This is a genomic window from Microvirga sp. HBU67558 (genome assembly GCF_018069605.1).
GTDB classification, from domain to species: Bacteria; Pseudomonadota; Alphaproteobacteria; order Rhizobiales; family Beijerinckiaceae; genus Microvirga; species Microvirga terrae.
In genome coordinates this window covers 1-21007 of the sequence record NZ_JAGPUP010000472.1, presented here as the reverse complement: position 1 = coordinate 21007, position 21007 = coordinate 1, and the positions used below count along the sequence as shown (strand labels likewise).

Here is a 21007-nt window from a genome sequence, read left to right as displayed (position 1 = left end):
GCTTGAACGTGATCGTCAGCGCCATGGCACCGTCGCCGGTGGAATAGGAGGACATGTACAGCATGTCCTCGACACCGTTGACCTGCTGTTCGAGCGGCGTGGCGACCGTTGCCGCGACCGTCTGCGCATCGGCTCCCGGATAACTCGCACGCACGACGACGGTTGGCGGCGCAATCTCGGGGTATTGCGCGACCGGCAGGGTCGAGTAGGCGATCCCGCCGATGATCAGGAAGAGCGCCGACAGGACTGTCGCGAAGATGGGACGGTCGACGAAGAAATGGGCAAAGCGCATGGAAGCGCCCTCCTCGCGTAAGATCAGCTGCCGTTTCGTTCCCGGGTCGGGGGAAGGGTCGTCATCTGGGGCGTGATCGGCGCACCGGGCCGGACCCGGACGAGGCCGTTCACGACCACCGTCTCGTTGCCGGTCAGTCCGTCACGGATGACCCTGTAGCCGTCGATCCGCGGACCGATCCGCACGGGCTTGAGATTGACGATGTTGTTCTCGCCCACCACGTAGACCACCCGCCGGTCCTGGTCGCTGCCGATCGCCTCGTCGGGCAGGAGGATCCCCTGATACGGATCAGAAGCGCCGACCGTCACGCGGCCGAACAGCCCGGGGGTGAGGAACATGTCCTTGTTCTCGAACACGGCGCGCAGGCGGATCGTACCGCTGGCCGCGTCGAGCCGGTTGTCCACGAAGTCGAGCAGTCCCTTGCGCTGTCCGAGCCGCTCGTCCGTCAGCGTGAGCACGACTTCGTTCGTCTCGCCGTTGGCGGATGTCTTGGTCCCGCCCTGCGCCTGGCGTGAATAGGCAAGATACGAACGCTCGTCGACATCGAAATAGAACTGAATCGGATCGAGCGAGAGGACGTTCGTCAGGATCGTCTCGTTGGCATTGACCAAATTGCCCTCGGAGACGAGCTTGCGCGAAATGCGTCCCGACAGGGGTGATTTGATCTGAGTGAACTCCACGTCGAGCTGGGCCTGCCGCAGGGCCGCCTGGGATCGGTCCAGTTCCGCCTTGGCGGTCAGAAAGGCTTGCCGGCGCTGGTCGAAAAGCTGGTCGGCGATGTTGCCGGTCCGACGCAGCTGCTCGGCGCGATCCAGATCGCTCTGCGCGAATTCGAGGCGGACCTGCGAAGAGGTGACGGCCGATTGCGCCTGCTCGAGCGTGTTGCGGTAGGGACGCGGATCGATGGTGAAGAGGAGATCGCCCGCCTTGACGAAGGTGCCGTCCTGGAAGTGGACCTTGTCGAGGTACCCGGACACACGCGACCTGATGTCGACCTGATCGATGGCCTCGAACCGTCCGATGAAATCGGTCCGCTCGACGATATCCTTCACGACGGGCTTCGCGACCGTCACCGGCGGTGGCGGCTGCGCGGGGCCACCCTGAGCCAGGGCCAGGTTCGCCGATGCAATCCACGAGAACAGAACGCTGGAAACAACCAAGGACCGAGGAAAGCGCATGCGTAACCTCCTGAACGGCATTATCGACGCAGCACCGGACTTTCGAATGTCGGCTTATGACTCTGTCCGCGATGGCGCGCGGGAGAGCTTCTGTTCTTGTTGCGATGCAATACTAGGCATCGTTGCGCGCCTGACAAGATGCGCAACATTGATACGGGAGGGTTGCAAAGCCTGCCTGCGCTGGACGGGTCGACACCATATCCGTGAGAACCGAGAGAGGAACCGAGGCCTAATGATGGGAAGACCCCGGGTCCGTGACCACCTAGCCGGTTGGCTAGGTGGTCAGGTATAGGCGTCGCGCAGGTCGAGGGTGCTTTTCCGCCCGATGTGACGGTAATTGTCGGAAAGCCATGTGCGGGCGGCCCTTCTGCCGAGATCCTTCAACTCCTTGAAGAAGCTCCATTGGGCGCTGAGCCGCGACGCGGCGGTGAATTCGTCGAGATTTTCACCTCCGTGGATCCGGTGCATGAAGACCCGCTTGTAGTCATTGGTCGAAAGCTTTCCCTCGTCGATGAGCCGGGTCACGAACTCGATCGACCTGAACTGCTGCAGCAGGTTGGCGTTGAAGGTGACCTCGGTCAGGCGGTTCTGGATCTCCTGCACGGTCCTCGGGGTCGAGCGGCGCTCAATCGGATTGATCTGGACCAGCAGGATGTCGTCCGACATCGTTTCGTAGAAGAGCGGAAACAGCGCCGGATTGCCCGTATAGCCGCCATCCCAGTATGGCACCCCGTCGATCTCGACGGCCCTGAAGATCATCGGCAGGCAGGCCGATGCCAGCACGTGGTCGACGGTCAATTCCGGGCCTTTGAAGATCCGGATCTTCCCGGACCAGACATTGGTTGCCGCGATGAACAGCTTCGCATCCTTGCAGGCTCTGACCCGCTCGAAATCGATCAGGCTGTTCAGGGCGTCGCGCAAAGGATTGATGTCGAGAGGATTCAGATCGTAGGGGCTTGCGACCCGCGACCATGCATCGAACCAGAGATGGGAGGATTCGCTCACGCTCCAGTAGCTCAGCAGACGGTCGAACAGAGAACGCTGGAGCGGCGAGAGCACGCCGTCGAGGCTCACCCGCTTCCAGAACGTGCGCAGCTGCTCGCGCGCGCCGTCCCGTCCCCCTTCGAGCCATCCCTCGAAGAGCACGACGGCGTTCATGGAGCCGGCGCTCGCCCCCGTGATCGCCTCGATGGTGAGCCGCCCGTCCTCGAGAAGGTAGTCGAGCACACCCCAGGTGAAGGCCCCGTGTGCGCCGCCGCCCTGGAGCGCCAGCGATATCGACTTCTCGGCATTGGGGCACAGAAGCCCACGCACAGGGCTTCTGTGGCTATCCGCTCGACCCGTCATTGGATGCTCCTGTCGTCGACCGGGAGATTACCACGACGGGCGATCCCGAACGCAAGTCCGGGCCGTGCGCATCGAACGCAGCATGACCCGGGGCTCTGCCAACGCGCCGCGCCGTTCCGACGAGCTTGGCTTTGCGCCCCTGGCGGGCTTTATTGATTCGTCACCATCGAGGACGCGTGCCGATGAGCCAGTTTTTCACCGACCTGATCACCCTGTGGGTCGTCATCGACCCGATCGGAACTCTTCCGGTGTTTCTGGCCGTCACGGCCGGCATGAGTGCCGCGGCCGCCCGGCGAACGGCTCTGCGGGCCACGGTGGCGGCCTTCTTCGTCCTCCTGTTCTTCGTGGTCGCCGGCCAGGTGCTGCTTCAGGCCATGGACATCAATCTCGACGCCTTCCAGATCGCGGGCAGCATCGTCCTTTTCCTGTTTGCCCTGACGATGATCTTCGGGGAGCCGAAAGCGGAGTCCGAGGAGAAGGATATCGCCACCTCGGATGTCGATCGGTCGATCTACCCGCTGGCCATTCCCTCCATCGCCGGTCCGGGCGCCATGCTGGCGGTCGTGTCTCTCACGGACAACAGCAAGTTCGATGTCTCCGAACAGGCCGAGACGGTCGCCCAGATGGCGCTCGTCCTGCTCGTCACCCTGGCGCTCATGCTGATGGCGTCTCGGATCATCAAGTTCATCGGCGACGCAGGCGCCAGCGTCATCAGCCGGGTCATGGGGCTCATTCTCGCCAGCGTGGCCGTGAACGGGATCGTCCTGGGCATCAAGCAGGCGTTCAACCTTGCTCCCTAGGGCATCGTCCGAAGGCTGATTTCATCGAGAAGACAGAGCCTCGGCGTGGAGGTGGTGGGCCCGGCAGGACTCGAACCTGCAACCAGACCGTTATGAGCGGCCGGCTCTAACCATTGAGCTACAGGCCCTTCCGAGGAAGGCAAGGGAACCTCTAAGGGAGAGGAAGCCTTCCGTCACCCCTTGCATGGCGGAAGGCGTGGCTCTCGTCCGAACCTGGGGTCCCGACGAGAGGAGCGGCCCCGCAAGGGGACCGACCATGTTCCTGTAATACATCTCAAAAGCCGTCAAGTCGGTTTCGCCAGTGCCTGTCCGGGCCGGCTGTCGCATGGCCCTCCGACGACCCTTGAAACCCGTAGCCCCTCTTGACCCCTGCCGGGTTCGACCATCTGTCTGCTTTCACGGCCGAATCGGATCGCCTGGGTCAGGCCGGACAGGGAGGACAGGATGGGGCTGCTGATCGACGGCGTCTGGCAGGACCAATGGTACGACACCAAGAGCACCGGCGGACGCTTCGTGCGCAAGGCATCGGCCTTCCGGAACTGGGTCACCTCCGACGGCTCGCCGGGTCCGACCGGGGACGGCGGCTTCAAGGCGGAGGCCGGACGCTATCATCTCTACGTGTCGCTCGCCTGCCCATGGGCCCATCGCACCCTGATTATGCGCAGGCTCAAGGGCCTCGAGGGGATGATCGGCCTTTCCGTCGTGCACTGGCGCATGCTGGAGCACGGCTGGACCTTCGACGAGGGCCCAGGCGTCGTTCCGGACCCGATCAACCGGGCGCGGTATCTCCACCAGGTCTACACGGCCGCGCAGGCCGACTACACCGGCCGCGTGACGGTGCCGGTGCTGTGGGACAAGGCGACCGGGAGCATCGTGAGCAACGAATCCGCCGAGATCATCCGCATGATGAACTCGGCCTTCGACGGAATCGGCGCCACGCCGGGCGATTACTGCCCGCAGGACCGGAAGGAGGAGATCGACAGCCTCAACGCCCGCATCTACGACACCGTCAACAACGGGGTCTACAAGGCGGGCTTCGCGACCACGCAACAGGCCTACGAGGAGGCGGTTCGCCCGCTCTTCGAGACCCTGGACTGGCTCGACGAGCGCCTGTCCTCCCGCCGCTATCTCTGCGGCGACAGGCTGACTGAGGCCGACATCAGGCTGTTCACGACCCTGGTGCGCTTCGACCCGGTCTATGTCGGGCACTTCAAGTGCAACCTGCGCCGCATCGCGGACTATCCCAATCTCTCAGGCTACCTGCGCGACATCTACCAGACGGACGGCATCGCCGAGACGGTGAACATGGCGCACATCAAGGGGCATTATTACGAGAGCCACAGGACCATCAATCCCACGGGCATCGTGCCGGCGGGACCGATCCTCGCTCTCGACGCGCCGCACGGGCGCGGCAACTCTCAAGGCTTGTAGACTTCGACCGCCTCCGCGAACCCTTCGACCGCGTGGGCGCCGAGCGGCGAGGGATTGCCCCAGAGATGCTCGACGAAGGGCTTGGACATGAGGAGCGGCTCGCCCAAGCTCTTGTTCAGCTCCGCGATGCGGCTGGCGAGGTTCACGTCGCGCCCGATCACCGTGAAATCCAGGCGCTGGCCGGACCCGACATTGCCGTAGGCCGCGTCGCCGTGATGGAGCGCGAAGCCCACATTGATCGGCACTGGGAAGCGGCCCTCGTTGTTGGCCGCCTCGACGCGGCGCAGCGCCTTCGTGGCCGCGGTGAGGGCCGATTGCGCGGCCCCGCCCGTGTCGTCGCCCTTGTCGCGCACGATGGCGAGAAGCCCGTCTCCCAGATATTTCAGCACCTCGCCGCCCTCGTCCTCGATGGGCGGCACGAGGCAGTCGAAATAGTTGTTCAGGAGATCGACCGCGCTCTCGGGGCTCAGGGTCGAGGAGATATGCGTGTAGTCGCGCATGTCGGCGAACAGGATGGCCGAGCGGATTCGCGTCACCTGCCCGCGCTGGATGGCGCCCGACAGGATCGCCTTGTGAGGATCGTCCCCCACATAGATGCGCAGCACCTCGTCGAGACGGTTGCTCGTCGCGCGCAGTTCGGTCACGAGGGCGAAGGACGGGATCACCATGCGCAGGATCGTCAGCTCCCGCGTACCGAAGCCCTGCGACGACCGCGTCGCGAGCGAGATCGCGTTCTCGGCCCCGTTGGTGAAGCGGATCGGGATGGTCACGTAGTGACGGTAGCCGGCCTCCTTCAGCTCCGGGATGATCGGGAACAGGTCGTCCGGGGTGTTCGCGAGATCCAGGACGAGCCACTCGCCCGTGCGGTTCACGTGGGCGAAGGGGCTCGTCTGGTAGACGGTCTCGCGGCGGTCCCCATGGGGCAGATAGCGGACGACGGTCCCCTCCTCCCGGGTCCAGAAGCGTCCGATGCCCGCATATTCCGAATGCAGCGTCTCGATGGCCGAGACCGCCCGGTCGACCGGCAGGCCGAGCTCGATCAGACGATCGAGGAAGCCCGACAGCACCTCGTTGGGATCCTCCATCTGACCCGCGACCGTGATCAGCCAGTCCCGCAGGGCGATGACGCGCGCGAGGCTTTCTGCGTCGAGGCTTCGCGCCATCGTCAGCAGGTCATCCGAAGAGATCGGAGCGAGGGAGGGTGACATCATATGGCCAAGGTGTGTTGCCCCCGCGGATCCTTCAAGCCGCGGGAAAACTTTCCATCATCAAAGCTGGGATGCCCGGCCCGAAAGGGCAATGGCTTTGACAGAAGCCGGCCGCCGGAATAGAGCCAAGCCATGGCAAGCATCGATACGCTTTTCGTCACCAAAGTCTACCGCGCCGAGATGACGGGCGCCAAGGCCGAGAGCCGCAACGCGGAGCTGGAGGCCGCCTGCCTGTCCATCGCCGAGGACGACGAGGCCGGCCAGCGCTGGTGCGACAAGCACGGCTATCCGGGCTACACCTCCTACGCGTCCCTGAACGATCTGCCATGGCGGGTGCCCGTCTTCGGCGAGCTCCTGAAGGACCTCGACAAGCACGTGGCGGCCTTCGCCAAGGAGCTCGAATTCGATCTCCAGGGCCGCAAGCTCGTGCTCGACAGCCTGTGGATCAACATTCTTCCTCCCGGCGGCATCCACACCTCGCACATCCACCCGCATTCGGTGATCAGCGGAACCTATTATGTGACGATCCCGGAAGGCGCGAGCGCGCTCAAGCTCGAGGATCCGCGCCTCGGCTTCATGATGGCGGCCCCGCCGCGCAAAGCCAAGGCCCGTCCGGAGAACCGGCAATTCGCCTATATGAAGCCGGTCCCCGGGACGGTCCTGCTCTGGGAAAGCTGGCTGCGCCACGAGGTGCCCTTGAACGAGGCCGAGAGCGAGCGCATCAGCGTGAGCTTCAACTATTCGTGGCAGTAGGGGCTGTCCGTTCGCGCGACTTGCCCTTTCGCGAGCCGCCGCGCGTCATGGCCGGCCTTGTGCCGGCCATCTCGATCCGGTGAAGCGCGGCGCTTCAACAACTGGGATCACCGGGACAAGCCCGGTAATGACGTGGGTGGGGAATTCCCGGTTGGGCGCCGGGTCATGGTTCGGAGAACTCCCTCGGGCGGCCCTCAAACCTCCGCCCACATTCGGAACAGGTTGGCGCTGCTCTTCGCCAAGAGGTCGAATTCCGGTGTTTTCCCGGATTGCGCGAACAGGTTGCGCTTGGCCGTCTCCAGATCGAACAGGAGCTCGCGCCGGGCGCTGTCGCGCACATAGCTCTGGGCCCAGCCCACGGCCACGACCCGCTCGCCGCGGGTGACGGGCGCGACCCGGTGCAGGCTCGTCGTATCATAGGCGACGAGGTGGCCTGCCGGCAGCTTCACCTCCTCCTCGCCGGAGACCGATTCGATCACGAGCTCTCCGCCGTCATAGGATTCCGGATCGGCCAGGAAGAGCGTGAAGGACACATCGGTGCGGATGCCGTTCATCAGCGGATTGTCCACATGCGAGCCATAGGCTCTGCCCTCGCCGTATCGGGCGAAGGTCAGCGGCGTCAGGACCTTGGGGCGCACGGCGAGGCTGAAGACGTCATTGCCGAGAATCGCTGCCGAGACCTTCTCGCGGAGCAGCGTGAGCGCGGCGCCTTCACGGGCCTGCTCGTTATCCTTGACGAGCCTCGCGCTCCATCCGGCCGTCGCACGGCCGTCCTCGAAACGCATGGCGCCCAAGGTTACCCGGACCTCCTCGAGGTCGGCCGGGGGGAGGACATCCGCAATCGTGATGAGCATGAATGGGCACCTCCGGGCTTGCCAGAAAACCCCATATTCGGTAGCTAAATCCTTGTAAAGACACATAGTTTTTAGTCGTTCTAAACTAGCTGCCGGCGCCTGCCGCGGCGAGGGGAAACCATGAAGAAACGGAAGATTTGGGCGGGCCTGAGCTCCGCCGTCCTGGTTGCTGCGCCGGCCGTCGCGCAGGCGACGGCCCTGCCCGTTCAGCCTCAGGCCGGGATCGAGGCCAAGGCCGATCGGGCTCTGCTCCACCTCGCCCAGCACCAGGGTCACGCGGCGCCGGCCGCGACCGCGGGCGGCGAGGGTGAAGGAGGCGAAGGAGGCGGCGCCGCTCAGCTGCCACCGCCCATCCACGTCTATCGCGGCGTCGAGATGATCCGGGGCCATCTCCTGGTCGGCGCCGAGCTGATCGAGGCCGGCCGCTGGGCCGACGCCCTGCCCCACTTCCTTCACCCGGAGGAGGAAATCTACGGCAGCATCCGCGACCAGCTGAAGACCTTCAACATCGCTCCCTTCCAGGCGGCCCTGAAGTCCCTGTCACAGACCGTGAAGGCGAAGAACAAGGAGGCCTATGCCCGTGCCCGCGCCGTCATCGACGAGCGTCTGGCCGCCGCCGAGACCGCCGTGAGGGCCAAGGAGGAGAACGGCACCTACTTCGTGCTCGAAACCGCTCTCGAAGTTCTGCAGCAGGCCGCCGACGAATATGAAGAGGCCGTCGAGAAGGGCCGCATCGCCAATGTGGTCGAATATCAGGACGCCCGCGGCTTCGTGATGGAGGTGGACCGCCTCGTCGGAACGGTCGCGCAGGCGGCCTCCGCCAAGAACGCCGATGCGGTCAAGGCCCTGCAGGCGAGCCTCGCCGACCTGAAGGCCACCTTCCCGGCCGTGACGCCGCCCAAGCAGGCCGTCAAGGACACCAGCCAGTTCCTGAGCGACGTCTCGAAGTTCGAGCTGCAGCTCGGAAACTTCCACTAGCGCATCGTTCGGAAAAGTGGGTCCGGTTTTCCGTGGGGGCGATGCGCCAGCTGAGAGAAAAAGCACCGGTCCCCAAAATGGGTCCGATGCTTTGACATCCATGCTGCGCAAAGGGCTCTCCCGCACCGGCCGGGTGCTTGCGGGCCTTGCGCTCGCGGCTCTCGTCGGCGGAGCGGCAGACACGCCCGCTCCGCTCGACATCGCCCATTGGCGCCAGGTCTTCGCGCGTCCGGACCACACGCCGACACCGGGCGACAATCCGGCCACGCCGGAGAAGGTGGCGCTCGGCGCGAAGCTGTTCGAGGATGCCCGCCTGTCGGGCGCCGGCGACTTGGCCTGCGCGAGTTGCCACCAGGCCGAGCTGTCCTTCTCCGACGGCGTCGACCGTCATGTCGGCCACGACGGACAGCCTCTCGACCGGCGCACGCCCCCTCTCTGGAACCTGGCCTGGGGCCTGTCCTTCTTTTGGGACGGTCGGGCACCGAGCCTGGAGACGCAGGCCATGGTGCCCATCGAGAACGCGCGGGAGATGGCCGGCAACCTTCAGACGGCCCTGCGCGCGCTGTCCGCCGATCCGCAGATGCGTCAAGAATTCGCGCGGGCTTTCCCGGACGATCCCGCCGTGACTCAGGCCAATCTGGCCAAGGCCCTCTCGGCCTTCCAGCGTACGCTCGTCTCGCCGGAAACCCGGTTCGACCGCTGGGTGAAGGGCGACGACACGGCCCTGGAGCCCGACGAGCTGGCAGGCTTCTCCCTCTTCGTCGGCAAGGCTGGATGCGTGGCCTGCCATCAGGGTTGGCGCTTCACCGATGAAGCCTTTCACGACATCGGCCTGACGAGCGGGGACAAGGGCCGCGGACCCGTTCTCGGCGTCGGTGCGGCGGATCACGCCTTCAAGACGCCGAGCCTGCGCGAGCGCGTCTGGTCGGCTCCCTACATGCATGACGGCTCGCTCACCACGTTCGAGGATGTGGTCGACCATTATGCCGACCGCGTGGTTCAGCGCTCCACCCTCTCGGCCGATCTTCCACGGAGGATCGCGCTCAGCGCGGGCGAACGGGCGCAGCTCGTCGCGTTCCTCAACACCCTGTCCAGCGACGATCCTCCCCGCCCGGCGAGCCTGCCGGCGCGGACGATGGCCCTGGGAGCGGTTGCCGATGCGGTCTCGGCCTCCACGATCAGCCAGAAGGACCGGCGCTTCACGCCCGGCGCCGTCATCCTGAAGGCGGGCGACGCCCTGCGCATCCTCAACGACGATACCCGCGTTCACAACGTGCGCCTCGACGGGCCGGGCAAGAGCTTCAGCTCCGACGCCCAGAACCCGGGCGACACCGTCACCATCGGTTTCGATCAGCCCGGCCATTACGACGTGATCTGCGGCATCCACCCGGAGATGCGCCTGAGCGTGGACGTGGCCCAGGCCCGCTGAGGACGCAGGGACGGAAAGGAAAATACACGCCTCGTTTCCGGCGACACGGCCCCGGCGGCTGCGCTAGAACAAGGTCATGCCCATGCTCCGCGACGACGACACTCTCTTTGCCGCCCTGATGGCCCGCGATCCGTCCTATGACGGGTTCGCCTATGTGGGCGTGAAGACGACCGGCATCTTCTGCCGCCTGACCTGCCCGGCCCGGAAGCCGAAGCGCCAGAACGTGGTGTTCTTCTCCTGCCGGGACGCCGCCCGGGACGCGGGCTTTCGCCCGTGCCTGCGCTGCAGGCCCCTCGACCTCAAGCGCCCGACGAGCGGCGCGCTCGATGCCGTGCGGGACAGGATCAGGGCCGAGCCGGAGCGGCGGTGGAGCGCCGAGGATCTGCGGGCGCTCGGCTACGACCCCTCCACGGTGCGCCGCGCGTTCCAGCGTGAATACGGCGTGACGTTCGTGCAATATGCGCGCTCGCAGCGGCTGGGGCTCGCGGTGAACACGTTGCAGCAGGGAGGCTCGGTGATGGAGGCCCAACTCGATGCCGGGTACGAGTCCGGCAGCGGGTTTCGCGATGCGGTCAGCCGTCTCATCGGCGATGCTCCGATCCGCATGCCGACTCGGCAGATCCTGACCGCGCAATGGATCGACACGCCTATCGGGGCCATGCTGGCCGTGGCTGACGATGCCGGCGTGCACCTGCTCGAATTCGCCGAGCGCAAGGCGCTTCCGACCGAGATCGACCGCCTGCGCAAGCGCGTCGGGCCGATCTCGTTCGGGCGGCACCCGATGCTCGATGCGCTGGCGGAGCAGATGGAGCAGTATTTTGCCGGGCGCTCCGCGTGCTTCACCGTGCCGATCGCTCAGACGGGCACGGCGTTCGAAGCCACGGTCTGGGAGGCGCTGCGCCAGATCCCCGTCGGGCACACGCGCAGCTACGGCGAGATCGCCCGCTTCATTGATCGTCCCGATGCGCCCCGCGCGGTGGCGCGGGCGAACGGCGCCAACCAGGTGGCGATCATCGTTCCTTGCCATCGCGTGATCGGGGCCGATGGATCGCTGACTGGGTACGGCGGCAGGATCTGGCGCAAGCAATGGCTGCTCGAACACGAGCGGCGTTTCGCATCGGCGATTTTTCAAGGGGCAAGGACATGACGGACCAACTCGCAAAGGCTAAAGCATTCAAGGCTCTTCACATTCCGGGAAAGCCGATCGTCCTGTTCAACGTCTGGGATGCGGGCAGCGCCAAGGCGGTGGCCGCAGGCGGCGCGACGGCGCTTGCGACCGGCAGCTGGTCGGTTGCGGCCGCGCATGGCTTCGACGACGGCGAGCACATGCCGTTCGCCCTCGCCGTCGCCAATCTGGAGCGTATCGTGGCGGCGGCCGATCTTCCGGTCACCATCGATCTGGAGAGCGGCTACGGGGCTGATCCCGAGGAGGTCGGGGCCAACGTCGCCCGCGCCGTGCAGGCCGGCGCGATCGGCTGCAATCTCGAGGACGGGTTCCGTGAATCGACCCTGCGCGACGCCGCCGATCAGGCGGCCCGGCTCAAGGGCGCCAGAGCTGCCGCCGACAGGCTCCGGATCCCGGCTTTTCTGAATGCGCGCACGGACGTGTTCCTGATCGCGCCTGCGGATCAGCACGAGGGTCTCGTCGTCACGGCCCTGGAGCGTGCCCGCGCCTATGCGGATGCCGGTGCAGACGGGTTCTTCGTACCGGGGCTCGCCGACGACAGGCTGATCGCCCGCATCGTCGAAGGGACGACCCTGCCGGTCAACATCATGGTGAGCGCCAGGACACCGGCGGCCGCGCGGCTCGCGGAACTCGGCGTCGCCCGCATCAGCCACGGACCCGGCCCCTATCGCATGGCCATGAAGGCCCTGGAGGACGCCGCGCGGGCCGCGCTGATCTGACGGAGCATGGCCGGCGACAGCCTTATCACCCATCTGGTCATGGCCAGGCTTGTCCCGGCCATCCCGATCCGGAAAAACGCGACGCGCTTCACATCGGGATCACCGGCACAAGGCCGGTGATGACGTGGAGAGCGATGAAGTCCGACGAGCGAAACTCAGAGGCGCTTCTTCTCGATCTTCGGCAGGAAATAGGCCAGGAGGCCGATGGCCGGCAGGAACGAGCAGACCCGGTAGACGGTCTCGATGCTCGTCGCGTCGGCCAGCTGCCCCAGGAGCGCGGCGCCCAGGCCCGCCATGCCGAAGGACAGGCCGAAGAACAGGCCCGCGATGGTGCCGACGCGGCCGGGCACGAGCTCCGTCGCGTAGACGAGGATCGACGAGAAGGCCGAGGCGAGAACGAGCCCGATGGTGACGCTCAGGACGGCCGTCCAGAACAGGTTGGCGTAGGGCATGGCGAGCGTGAACGGCAGGACACCGAGGATCGAGCCCCAGATCACGTAGCGCCGGCCGATCCTGTCGCCGACGGCCCCGCCGAGAACCGTACCGACGGCGAGCGAGCCGAGGAAGACAAAGAGGTAGATCTGCGCGTCCTGCACGGAGACCTGGAACTTCGAGATCAGGTAGAAGGTGAAGTAGTTGGTCAGGCTCGCGACGTAGAAATCCTTCGAGAAGACCAGCAGGATCAGGATCGCCAGGGAGGCGGCGATGCGCCGCCGCGAGACCAGGGATCCGGCCTCGGCCGCACGCGGCCTGGCGCGCATGTCGGCGAGCTTGGCCTGATACCAGCGTCCGATGGCGAACAGGATCAGCATGGCGAGGAGCGCCACCACGGAAAACCACGCGATGCTCGGCTGGCCGAACGGGACCACGATGAAGGCTGCGAGCAGCGGCCCCAGGGCCGTTCCGGCATTGCCGCCGACCTGGAACACCGACTGCGCCAGGCCATGCCGTCCGCCCGATGCGAGGCGGGCCACCCGGGAGGATTCCGGGTGGAAGACCGAGGAGCCCATGCCCACGAGGGCGGCAGCCAGCAGCAGGACCGGATAGGAGCCCGCCCGCGAGAGCGTGAGCAGGCCGATGAGGGTAAAGCCCATGCCGAGGACCAGGGAGTACGGCTGCGGCCGCCGATCCGTGAAATTGCCCACGAGGGGCTGAAGGAGCGATGCCGTGAGCTGAAACGTGAGCGTGAGAAGCCCGATCTGACCGAAATCGAGATGAAAGCTGCTCTTGAGGATCGGGTAGATCGCCGGCAGCAGCGACTGGATGAGATCGTTCAGCATGTGGGAGACGCTGATCGCCGCCAAGATCGGAACGGCGACATGCTCCACGGGCACGGGCCGGGGCGCAGCGGACAGGGCGGACGTCTGATGGGTCATCGTGTTGTCTTCGTGATGCCGTCAAGCTTGCCGCAAGTCCGGCCTAAGGCGTTTCCAGCCTCCGCTATACCCCAGAATACGCCCTCGATCTCCCTCTCATGGCGCAGGTCAGGGTTACGGCGCCGGTAGGGCAACGTTCCTCGCGAATGGGACCGATCGGCCCATTGCGAAACAAAGTTGCATGTGAGCCACAACTTTTTCCCATTTGGCCTCTAAGCCGCAGGCTCAAAGACATAAGCCCGGTCACGGGACTATTCATAAGCCACAAGGGGTTTTTCATGGCGCAGGCAACGGCTTACGAGCAATTGATGCTCGAACTGGTGAACCGGGAACGGGCGACGACAGGCGCTCAGCCGCTGGCCTTCAACGGCGATCTCAACGAATCGGCCGATGCGCACAGCAGCTGGATGATCGCCACCGACACGTTCTCCCATACCGGATCGGGCGGCTCGACGCCGACCCTGCGGATGACGCAGGCGGGCTACGCCTTCGCCGGGTCCTGGGCGTCCGCGGAGAACATCGCCTGGGCCAGCATCCGGGCTCCCGAAGGTCTTCAGGACGAGGTGGAGCTGCTGCACACGAATCTGATGAACAGCCCGGGTCACAAGGCCAACATCCTCAACGGGACGTTCCGCGAGATCGGCATCGGCTTCGACACCGGCCCCTACCAGACCTGGGACGGAGCCTTCGTGACCGAGAACTTCGCCCTGTCCGGCACCTCCGTGTTCCTCACCGGGGTCAGCTTCGACGACCGGGACGGCGACCACTTCTACGACATCGGCGAGGGTCTCGGCGGGCTCACGGTGACCGCCGTCGGCGCAGGCGGCGCTCAGTACAGCACCACCACGGGAAGCGCCGGCGGCTACAGCCTGGCGCTTGCGGCCGGTACGTATTCGGTCACCTTCTCGGGTGGCGGCGTCGCCTCCGTGACCCGGCAGGTGACCATCGGCGCCTCCAACGTGAAGCTCGATCTCGTCGACCCGGCAACCGGCACGTCGCCCACCCCTGCCTCGACCCCGATCAGCGGCACCGCGGGCAACAACACCCTCAAGGGCACGTCCGCGGCCAACACCATCCTGGGCGACGGCGGCAACGACAAGATCTTCGGCAATGGAGGCAACGACAGGCTCTACGGCGGAACCGGCAACGATGCGCTCACGGGCAATGCCGGCAACGACCGCCTCTACGGCGAGAGCGGCAGGGACACCCTGAACGGCAGCAGCGGTAACGACATCCTCACCGGCGGCGCGCATGCGGACACGTTCCGCTTCTCGGGCCAGTGGGGCAAGGACAAGATCACCGACTTTCGGGACGGCAGCGACCGCATCGACCTGCGCGGCAACGATCTGAGCTTCCGGGAACTCACCATCAGCAAGTTCAACGCCGACGGCGACGGCAAGGCCGACGACGTGCTGATCAAGGCCGACGGCCAGTCGATCACCCTGCTCAACGTGAAGCTCGCGCTGGTCGGCGCGTCCGACTTCCTGTTCTGAGCGAGAACCGGCCCATCGACGGCGGGCTTTCGAGCCCGCCTCAGGGGCCGCCCGACGCCTCGACCATGGCCTGGCGCCGTTGCCGGTAGGTGCCGGTGGTCTGCGGCTTGATGAAGAGCATCGTGATCTCCGGATGGAGGGCTTTGATCTTCGCCTCCAGGCGGGTGACACATGTTTCGATGTCGGCCGTCGTGAGGTCGTCGACGAAATCCGCACTCAGGGCGGCGACCACCTGCTGCGGGCCGAGATGCACGGTGATGACGCCATTGGCCTGCTCGACGGCCGGATCGGCCTGAGCAGCCGCGAGGATCGATCGCTGCACGTCGGAATGCGCCGGCTCCCCGATCAGCAGCCCCTTCGTTTCCCGTGCGAGCATCAGGGCGGTCAGGGCCAGAACAAGGCCGATGCCGATCGAGGCGAGCCCATCGAGTTCCGGCATCTCGAGAGCATGCGCGGCGAAGATGCCTGAAAACGCGATGGCGAGTCCGATGAGCGCCGCACTGTCTTCGAACAGCACCGTGAAGGTCGTCGGGTCCTTGCTTTCCCGGACGGCCTGGAGGTAGCCGAGCGATCCCTTCGCCCGGCGGAACTCCTTCACGGCCACCCACCAGGATCCGCTCTCGAACACGAAGGAGAGCGCCAGCACCCCATAATTGACGGTCGGGTCCTCCATCGCGGAGGGATTGCGCATGTGGCGAAGGCCCTCGTAGAAGGACACGCCCGCGCCGAGAGCGAAGACGAGCAGCGCGACGATGAAGGTCCAGAAATAGATCTCGCGGCCGTATCCGAAGGGATGGGCCAGATCGGGCGGCCGGGAGGCGCGCCGCAGGCCATGAAGCAGCAGCAACTCGTTGCCCGTGTCGACCAGGGAATGCACGCCCTCGCTGAGCATGGCGGAGCTTCCCGTCCAGGCGGCCGCGGCGAACTTCGTGACGGCGATCAGCAGATTGCCTGCCAGCGCCGCATAGACGACTTTCTTGGACGAGTGCTGGGACGCCATGCCGCCGATGCTCCGATGGGAGCAGAACGACGGAGCATGGCTTCTGTTTCACGGGACGTGAAACCGGCCGGAACGGCTCGCTCCGGCCGGTTGTGTATCCTTACTCGGCGGCGGCGAGCACCGCCTTGCGGGCCGGGACAGGCGTCTCGACGGCGCCGTCATAGACGGCCTGGTCGAGAACCCGCTCCTCCTTGGCGACGATCACCGGCACGAGGATCTGGCCCGTCACGTTGGTCATCGTGCGCATCATGTCGACGACGCGGTCGATGGCGATGATGTAGCCGATGCCTTCCAGTGGGAGGCCTGCGGTGCTCAGGGTCAGGGTGAGCATGACGATGGAGGTGCCGGGCACGCCCGCGGTGCCGAGCGAGCCCAGAACCGCCGTCAGTCCGATGAGCACATACTGGGTCAGCGACAGATCGAGGCCGAAATACTGCGCGATGAAGATCGACGCGATGGCCGGATAGATCGCCCCGCAGCCGTCCATCTTCACGTTGGCGCCGAGCGGCACGGCGAAGCTCGCATAGCTCTGCGGCACGCCGAGCTTCTCGACGGCGACGCGCAGGGACATGGGCAGGGTCGCAAGGCTCGACGAGGTGGCGAAGGCCATCTGCATGGCCGGCGCCGCGCCGCGGAAGAAGCGCCCGACCTTGAGCCCGTGCAGCTTCAACAGGCCGCCATACACCACGACGATGTGGAACAGGCAGGCAAGGTACATGGCGGCGATGAACTTGCCGAGCGGCAGGAGCGAGGCCAGGCCGTAGCGCCCGACCACCCAGGCGATGAGGCCGAAGGTGCCGATGGGCGTAAGCTGCAGCACCCAGCGCGTGATGCGGAACACCAGGGTGGCGCCCTGGTCGACCAGAGCGCGGATGCCGGCGGTCTTCTCGCCCAGCGACACGAGCGCCGCGCCGACCATGCCGGCGAAGAACAGAACCTGCAGCACGTTGGTGTCGGCCATGGCCTTGATCGGGTTCGTCGGCACGATGCCGATCAGCACCTCGAGCGGGGTCGGGATCGTGCGCGGCTTCACCTCGCCGAGGGGCAGGTTGGACAGGCCTAGACCGGGATCGATGAGATGGCCGAACGCGATGCCCACCAGAACGGCGATCGTCGAGGTGGCGACGAACCAGAACAGGGTGCGCAGGCCCAGGCGTGCCACGTTGCCCGCCTCGGCGAGCTTCGCCACACTGGACGTGATGGTGAAGAACACGAGCGGGATCACGATCATCCGAACGAGGTTCAGGTAGAGATCCCCGAGCGGCTTGAACCAGACGGCGGCCTGCTCGCCCGCCAGCACGCCGGCCAGAATGCCGAGGGCAAAGCCCACGGCGACCCGCTGCCAGAGCGGGCGCGTAAACCACGATTTCAACATGTGGATTGCCTTGTATTTACGAATTCAAATGCAAATAAGCCGCGGCCGAACAAAGCACAAATGCCGCCCGCGCAGGGCTGGGGGCGGAATGCCGCATGGAGGGCTGGCGCTCACGATGACGTGTGAGCCTGTTGCCTCTCACGGATGGCCTTCCATCTCGGATCTCGTTCGCCGGCCAAAGGATTTCAGACGGTTTCATGAGCATCTTCTCACGCTTCGCCCGACAGAAGGCAGCCTTGACGCTGTTCGCCCTGCTGGCCGGCGCCGGCGCAACGGCCCAGCCGGCCTCCCCGCCCCCGGCGCCCACACCGGATTCCGGTCGCATCGAGGAGTCGGTCGAACGGGCCGGTGAGCTTGCGAACCTGCGGGCGCTGATCGTGTCCCATAACGGCCGCGTCCTGGCCGAGCGGACCTTCGGCGGCGCGCGGCTCGACCGGCCGACCAACATCAAGTCCGCCTCGAAGACCGTCATGTCGGCCCTCGTCGGCATCGCCATCGAGCGCGGGGTCCTGCAGGGCGTCGACCAGCCGGTGGCATCGATCCTGGGCCCGAGCATTCCCGCCGATGCCGATTCCCGGATCCGGCAGGTCACCATCGGGCACCTGCTGTCCATGCAGGCCGGGCTGGAGCGCACCTCGGGCCGCAATTACGGAGCCTGGATCAGCAGCGGCAACTGGGTCCGCTACGTTCTCTCGCGGCCCTTCGTGGACGAGCCCGGCGGGCGCATGCTCTATTCCACCGGCAGCACGCATCTTCTCTCCGCGGCGCTCACGCGCGCCTCGAAGCGCAGCACCCTGGACTTGGCCCGCGACTGGCTCGGCGAGCCGCTCGACATCACCGTCGCGCCCTGGACGCGCGATCCGCAGGGCATCTATCTCGGCGGCAACGAGATGGCGCTCTCGCCGCGTGCGCTCCTGCGCTTCGGCGAAATGTACCGGCAGGGTGGAACGATCGACGGCCGGCGCGTCGTGTCGGAGAACTGGATCCGGGAATCGTGGACGCCGCGCACCGCCTCGCCTTTCACCGGCGATGCCTACGGGTACGGCTGGTTCATGCGCGAGATGCACGGGCACAGGGTCCATTACGCCTGGGGCTTCGGCGGGCAGATGCTCTACGTCATCCCGAGCCTCGGCGTGACCGTCGTCATGACGTCGGACGCGACCGAGCCATCGCGGGAGGACAACTATATCGGGCAGCTTCACGCCCTCGTGGCGGACGGCATCGTGCAGGCCTTCCTGCCGAAACCCGGCGATGCGACGGGCAGCGTGGGATCGAACGAGCCGCAGCCGGAATAAACAGCTCTAGGCCGGGTGTATTTTGCTGTGAGCCTGCGGGTGTCTGGCCGGGCTTGTCCCGGCCATCCTGATACGGTGAGACGCGGCGCTTCAGGCAATCGAGATCACCGGGACAAGCCCGGTGATGACGGGGGAGGCTCCCGGCACGCGACCGGAATGATGGGCGGCTTTACGAGTCAGCCGTCCGGCGCCCGGAGCGAGCGCTCGCCTTCTTCGATCCATTCAACGCGACCGCCGCGCGAACGAGCGCCTTCAGGGCCTCCTCGTCGATCCTGTCGCCCTCGCGGAGATCGATGGCGCGCCGGGTATTGCCCTCGAGGCTCGCGTTGAAGAGGCCCGACGGATCCTCCAGCGAAGCGCCCTTGGCGAAGGTCATCTTCACGACGCTCTTGTAGGTCTCGCCGGTGCAGATGATCCCGCCCTGCGACCAGACCGGGACGCCCCGCCACTTCACCTCCTCGACCACGTCGGGAACGGCCTGCCGGATGAGCATCCGGACCCGGGCGAGCGTCTCGCCGCGCCAATCGCCCAGACCCTCGATCCTTTCATCGATCAGCCGGGACGCGGAGGCTTCTCCGTTCGCGTCCTGCGCAGCGCTTGTCATCGTCGTCATGGTTGCTCCCGCTCGCCCGTCACCGAAAGGCGGCGCTCGGGCGCAGCCTTGAGGCAAGCCTAGTCGAGCAGCAGCTTGAGCACCAGCGGCAGAAGCAGCGCCGTCACCAGGGCGTTGAGCCCCATGGCGATGCCCGCGAAGGTGCCGGCCAGCGAATGGACCTGAAAGGCCCGCGCGGTTCCGATGCCGTGCGACGCGAGCCCGACCGCGAAGCCGCGGGCGCGCCAGTCCGTCATGCGCAGCGCGTTCATCAGGGGCGTGACCATGATCGACCCGATGACGCCGGTGAGCATGATCAGGATGGCGGTGAGCGCCGCATCGCCGCCCAGGGCCTCCGTGATGCCCATGCCCACGGGGGCGGTGACGGATTTCGGCGCGAGCGAGATGAGGATCGGGGTCGGCATGCCGAACAGCTTCGCGACGCCGACGGCCGACACGATCGCTGTCACGGAACCGACGACCAGCGCCGCCACCATGGGCACGATGGCGCGCAGGACGACGCGCCTGTTCTCGTAGAGCGGAACGGCCAGCGCGACGGTCGCCGGCCCGAGCAGGAAATGGACGAATTTCGCGCCCTCGAAATAAACCGGGTACGACGTGCGGGTCGCCCACAGCACGAGGCCGACCGCGACGACCGAGATCAGCACCGGATTGCACAGGGGATGCCGCCGGAAGGCCTGCGAGATCCGATCGGCGATCACGTAGGCGCCCAGCGTCACCACGAGCCAGAGCAGCGGCGTCTGCGAGAGGTAGACCCAGAGCGAAAAGGCCTGATCGCTCATGGCTTCCTCCCGGCCCTGGCGTCGTCCGTCGCCTCCATGGTCGAACCGCTCAGGCGCGACACGACCACGAAGGTCACCACCGTCACGACGAGCGTCACGAAGGTCGAGACCACCAGCGCCACGATGAGCCCGACCCCGTATTCCGCCAGCACGTCGAGCCTCTGCACGACGCCGACGCTCGCCGGGATGAACAGGAGCGAGAGATGGGCGAGCAGACCCTTGCCGGTCGAATCGAGGGCTCGGCCGAATTCCGGCACCCGCGTCCGGATCCGGTCGCGCAGCATCAGGAACGCCAGCAGGAACAGCATCCCGAGCACCGGACCGGGCACCGGCCACCCGAACCCCCGCGCGATCACCTCGCCGAGGAGCTGGCACAGGAGAATGATGGTGAGGCTGATGATCATGACGATCGGTGACGAACGAAAAAGGCGGGCTCCGAGGCCCGCCATTTCCATTTCGCTCAGTTGTCCAGGAAGCTCCGGAGCTTGCGGCTCCGGGAGGGGTGCTTGAGCTTGCGCAGGGCCTTCGCCTCGATCTGACGGATGCGCTCGCGGGTCACCGAGAACTGCTGGCCGACCTCCTCGAGGGTGTGGTCGGTGTTCATGCCGATGCCGAAGCGCATGCGCAGCACGCGCTCCTCGCGCGGCGTGAGCGAGGCGAGGACGCGGGTCGTGGTTTCGCGCAGGTTCGACTGGATCGCCGCGTCGATGGGCAGGATCGCGTTCTTGTCCTCGATGAAGTCGCCGAGATGCGAATCCTCCTCGTCGCCGATCGGCGTCTCGAGGGAGATCGGCTCCTTGGCGATCTTGAGGACCTTGCGCACCTTCTCCAGCGGCATGGCGAGCTTCTCGGCCAGCTCCTCCGGGGTCGGCTCGCGGCCGATCTCGTGCAGCATCTG

21 protein-coding genes and 1 tRNA gene are annotated in these 21007 nt (G+C 66.1%); 9 read left to right on the top strand and 13 right to left on the bottom strand.

Going from position 1 to position 21007, the window contains the following annotated elements; all coding sequences use genetic code 11:
• The 3 genes from KBI52_RS07840 to KBI52_RS07830 all read right to left on the bottom strand — a co-directional run.
• A partial coding sequence (locus KBI52_RS07840; RefSeq protein WP_210806525.1) for an efflux RND transporter permease subunit occupies window positions 1-292 on the bottom strand: 292 nt, incomplete at its 3' end.
• A gap of 23 nt (window positions 293-315) precedes the next feature.
• Window positions 316-1470 carry an efflux RND transporter periplasmic adaptor subunit gene (locus KBI52_RS07835; RefSeq protein ID WP_173947815.1) on the bottom strand — a complete coding sequence of 385 codons (1155 nt, stop codon included), beginning with the start codon at window positions 1468-1470 and terminating at the stop codon, window positions 316-318.
• A 282-nt stretch (window positions 1471-1752) separates the two neighbouring features.
• Window positions 1753-2817 (bottom strand): patatin-like phospholipase family protein, encoded by a 1065-nt coding sequence (locus tag KBI52_RS07830; protein ID WP_210806523.1) that lies wholly within the window; start codon window positions 2815-2817, stop codon window positions 1753-1755.
• 182 nt (window positions 2818-2999) lie between these two features.
• Between KBI52_RS07830 and KBI52_RS07825 the strand changes: the two genes are divergently transcribed.
• Window positions 3000-3617: a MarC family protein gene (locus KBI52_RS07825; RefSeq protein ID WP_210806521.1), complete on the top strand. Its 618-nt coding sequence runs from the start codon at window positions 3000-3002 to the stop codon at window positions 3615-3617.
• Between the two features lie 52 nt (window positions 3618-3669).
• Here KBI52_RS07825 and KBI52_RS07820 read toward each other — a convergent pair.
• Window positions 3670-3745: transfer RNA gene (locus tag KBI52_RS07820), tRNA-Ile, on the bottom strand.
• Window positions 3746-4061: 316 nt separating this feature from the next.
• Between KBI52_RS07820 and KBI52_RS07815 the strand changes: the two genes are divergently transcribed.
• The gene (locus KBI52_RS07815) at window positions 4062-5048 is read left to right on the top strand and encodes a glutathione S-transferase family protein (protein WP_210806519.1); all 987 of its coding nucleotides are present in this window, start codon (window positions 4062-4064) and stop codon (window positions 5046-5048) included.
• Here the strand turns inward: KBI52_RS07815 and KBI52_RS07810 are convergent.
• Window positions 5036-6211: an adenylate/guanylate cyclase domain-containing protein gene (locus KBI52_RS07810; RefSeq protein WP_247654259.1), complete on the bottom strand. Its 1176-nt coding sequence runs from the start codon at window positions 6209-6211 to the stop codon at window positions 5036-5038. The genes KBI52_RS07815 and KBI52_RS07810 overlap by 13 nt on opposite strands.
• A gap of 177 nt (window positions 6212-6388) precedes the next feature.
• On the opposite strand from KBI52_RS07810, the gene KBI52_RS07805 reads away from it, so the two are divergent.
• The gene (locus tag KBI52_RS07805; RefSeq protein WP_210806516.1) at window positions 6389-7009 is read left to right on the top strand and encodes a TIGR02466 family protein; all 621 of its coding nucleotides are present in this window, start codon (window positions 6389-6391) and stop codon (window positions 7007-7009) included.
• Window positions 7010-7203: 194 nt separating this feature from the next.
• Here the strand turns inward: KBI52_RS07805 and KBI52_RS07800 are convergent, their stop codons facing one another.
• Window positions 7204-7863 carry a Fe2+-dependent dioxygenase gene (locus tag KBI52_RS07800; protein WP_210806514.1) on the bottom strand — a complete coding sequence of 220 codons (660 nt, stop codon included), beginning with the start codon at window positions 7861-7863 and terminating at the stop codon, window positions 7204-7206.
• 120 nt (window positions 7864-7983) lie between these two features.
• Here KBI52_RS07800 and KBI52_RS07795 point away from each other — a divergent pair, with 120 nt between their 5' ends.
• The 4 genes from KBI52_RS07795 to KBI52_RS07780 all read left to right on the top strand — a co-directional run bounded on the left by KBI52_RS07795 (window position 7984) and on the right by KBI52_RS07780 (window position 12175).
• The gene (locus KBI52_RS07795) at window positions 7984-8841 is read left to right on the top strand and encodes a hypothetical protein (protein ID WP_173947809.1); all 858 of its coding nucleotides are present in this window, start codon (window positions 7984-7986) and stop codon (window positions 8839-8841) included.
• Between the two features lie 100 nt (window positions 8842-8941).
• Window positions 8942-10270 carry a cytochrome c peroxidase gene (locus tag KBI52_RS07790; protein ID WP_210806512.1) on the top strand — a complete coding sequence of 443 codons (1329 nt, stop codon included), beginning with the start codon at window positions 8942-8944 and terminating at the stop codon, window positions 10268-10270.
• A gap of 82 nt (window positions 10271-10352) precedes the next feature.
• A complete protein-coding gene (locus KBI52_RS07785; protein ID WP_210806530.1) occupies window positions 10353-11417 on the top strand; it encodes a bifunctional transcriptional activator/DNA repair enzyme AdaA in 1065 nt (354 codons plus the stop codon).
• Window positions 11414-12175 (top strand): isocitrate lyase/phosphoenolpyruvate mutase family protein, encoded by a 762-nt coding sequence (locus KBI52_RS07780; RefSeq protein WP_173947807.1) that lies wholly within the window; start codon window positions 11414-11416, stop codon window positions 12173-12175. The genes KBI52_RS07785 and KBI52_RS07780 overlap by 4 nt, the downstream gene beginning before the upstream one ends.
• Before the next feature lie 155 nt (window positions 12176-12330).
• Here the strand turns inward: KBI52_RS07780 and KBI52_RS07775 are convergent, their stop codons facing one another.
• Entirely contained in the window at window positions 12331-13551 is a 1221-nt protein-coding gene (locus tag KBI52_RS07775; RefSeq protein WP_210806510.1) for an MFS transporter, read from the bottom strand.
• A 278-nt stretch (window positions 13552-13829) separates the two neighbouring features.
• Between KBI52_RS07775 and KBI52_RS07770 the strand changes: the two genes are divergently transcribed.
• Window positions 13830-15044: a CAP domain-containing protein gene (locus tag KBI52_RS07770; protein ID WP_210806508.1), complete on the top strand. Its 1215-nt coding sequence runs from the start codon at window positions 13830-13832 to the stop codon at window positions 15042-15044.
• 40 nt (window positions 15045-15084) lie between these two features.
• On the opposite strand, the gene KBI52_RS07765 is transcribed toward KBI52_RS07770, so the two are convergent.
• Both KBI52_RS07765 and KBI52_RS07760 read right to left on the bottom strand, forming a co-directional pair.
• The gene (locus KBI52_RS07765; RefSeq protein WP_210806506.1) at window positions 15085-16044 is read right to left on the bottom strand and encodes a cation diffusion facilitator family transporter; all 960 of its coding nucleotides are present in this window, start codon (window positions 16042-16044) and stop codon (window positions 15085-15087) included.
• A gap of 100 nt (window positions 16045-16144) precedes the next feature.
• Complete coding sequence (locus tag KBI52_RS07760) at window positions 16145-17419, bottom strand: dicarboxylate/amino acid:cation symporter (protein WP_247654258.1); 1275 nt, start codon at window positions 17417-17419, stop codon at window positions 16145-16147.
• A 197-nt stretch (window positions 17420-17616) separates the two neighbouring features.
• On the opposite strand from KBI52_RS07760, the gene KBI52_RS07755 reads away from it, so the two are divergent.
• Window positions 17617-18714 carry a serine hydrolase gene (locus KBI52_RS07755; protein ID WP_210806504.1) on the top strand — a complete coding sequence of 366 codons (1098 nt, stop codon included), beginning with the start codon at window positions 17617-17619 and terminating at the stop codon, window positions 18712-18714.
• A 169-nt stretch (window positions 18715-18883) separates the two neighbouring features.
• Here KBI52_RS07755 and KBI52_RS07750 read toward each other — a convergent pair whose 3' ends face one another.
• The 4 genes from KBI52_RS07750 to KBI52_RS07735 form a co-directional block, all read right to left on the bottom strand.
• Window positions 18884-19327: a DUF1801 domain-containing protein gene (locus KBI52_RS07750; RefSeq protein WP_173947801.1), complete on the bottom strand. Its 444-nt coding sequence runs from the start codon at window positions 19325-19327 to the stop codon at window positions 18884-18886.
• 59 nt (window positions 19328-19386) lie between these two features.
• Window positions 19387-20109, bottom strand: a complete 723-nt coding sequence (locus KBI52_RS07745; RefSeq protein ID WP_210806502.1) for an LrgB family protein — start codon at window positions 20107-20109, stop codon at window positions 19387-19389.
• Window positions 20106-20513 carry a CidA/LrgA family protein gene (locus KBI52_RS07740; protein WP_173947853.1) on the bottom strand — a complete coding sequence of 136 codons (408 nt, stop codon included), beginning with the start codon at window positions 20511-20513 and terminating at the stop codon, window positions 20106-20108. Before KBI52_RS07740 ends, KBI52_RS07745 begins: the two co-directional genes overlap by 4 nt.
• A gap of 56 nt (window positions 20514-20569) precedes the next feature.
• On the bottom strand, window positions 20570-21007 hold a 438-nt coding region (locus KBI52_RS07735), incomplete at its 5' end, for a sigma-70 family RNA polymerase sigma factor (protein WP_210806500.1).

Coding starts and splice junctions, on each gene's coding strand:
- KBI52_RS07835 (WP_173947815.1), bottom strand. CDS start 1,470: ATGCGCTTTCCTCGGTCCTTGGTTGTTTCCAGCGTTCTGTTCTCGTGG.
- KBI52_RS07830 (WP_210806523.1), bottom strand. CDS start 2,817: ATGACGGGTCGAGCGGATAGCCACAGAAGCCCTGTGCGTGGGCTTCTG.
- KBI52_RS07825 (WP_210806521.1), top strand. CDS start 3,000: ATGAGCCAGTTTTTCACCGACCTGATCACCCTGTGGGTCGTCATCGAC.
- KBI52_RS07815 (WP_210806519.1), top strand. CDS start 4,062: ATGGGGCTGCTGATCGACGGCGTCTGGCAGGACCAATGGTACGACACC.
- KBI52_RS07810 (WP_247654259.1), bottom strand. CDS start 6,211: ATGGCGCGAAGCCTCGACGCAGAAAGCCTCGCGCGCGTCATCGCCCTG.
- KBI52_RS07805 (WP_210806516.1), top strand. CDS start 6,389: ATGGCAAGCATCGATACGCTTTTCGTCACCAAAGTCTACCGCGCCGAG.
- KBI52_RS07800 (WP_210806514.1), bottom strand. CDS start 7,863: ATGCTCATCACGATTGCGGATGTCCTCCCCCCGGCCGACCTCGAGGAG.
- KBI52_RS07795 (WP_173947809.1), top strand. CDS start 7,984: ATGAAGAAACGGAAGATTTGGGCGGGCCTGAGCTCCGCCGTCCTGGTT.
- KBI52_RS07790 (WP_210806512.1), top strand. CDS start 8,942: ATGCTGCGCAAAGGGCTCTCCCGCACCGGCCGGGTGCTTGCGGGCCTT.
- KBI52_RS07785 (WP_210806530.1), top strand. CDS start 10,353: ATGCTCCGCGACGACGACACTCTCTTTGCCGCCCTGATGGCCCGCGAT.
- KBI52_RS07780 (WP_173947807.1), top strand. CDS start 11,414: ATGACGGACCAACTCGCAAAGGCTAAAGCATTCAAGGCTCTTCACATT.
- KBI52_RS07775 (WP_210806510.1), bottom strand. CDS start 13,551: ATGACCCATCAGACGTCCGCCCTGTCCGCTGCGCCCCGGCCCGTGCCC.
- KBI52_RS07770 (WP_210806508.1), top strand. CDS start 13,830: ATGGCGCAGGCAACGGCTTACGAGCAATTGATGCTCGAACTGGTGAAC.
- KBI52_RS07765 (WP_210806506.1), bottom strand. CDS start 16,044: ATGGCGTCCCAGCACTCGTCCAAGAAAGTCGTCTATGCGGCGCTGGCA.
- KBI52_RS07760 (WP_247654258.1), bottom strand. CDS start 17,419: ATGTTGAAATCGTGGTTTACGCGCCCGCTCTGGCAGCGGGTCGCCGTG.
- KBI52_RS07755 (WP_210806504.1), top strand. CDS start 17,617: ATGAGCATCTTCTCACGCTTCGCCCGACAGAAGGCAGCCTTGACGCTG.
- KBI52_RS07750 (WP_173947801.1), bottom strand. CDS start 19,327: ATGACGACGATGACAAGCGCTGCGCAGGACGCGAACGGAGAAGCCTCC.
- KBI52_RS07745 (WP_210806502.1), bottom strand. CDS start 20,109: ATGAGCGATCAGGCCTTTTCGCTCTGGGTCTACCTCTCGCAGACGCCG.
- KBI52_RS07740 (WP_173947853.1), bottom strand. CDS start 20,513: ATGATCATCAGCCTCACCATCATTCTCCTGTGCCAGCTCCTCGGCGAG.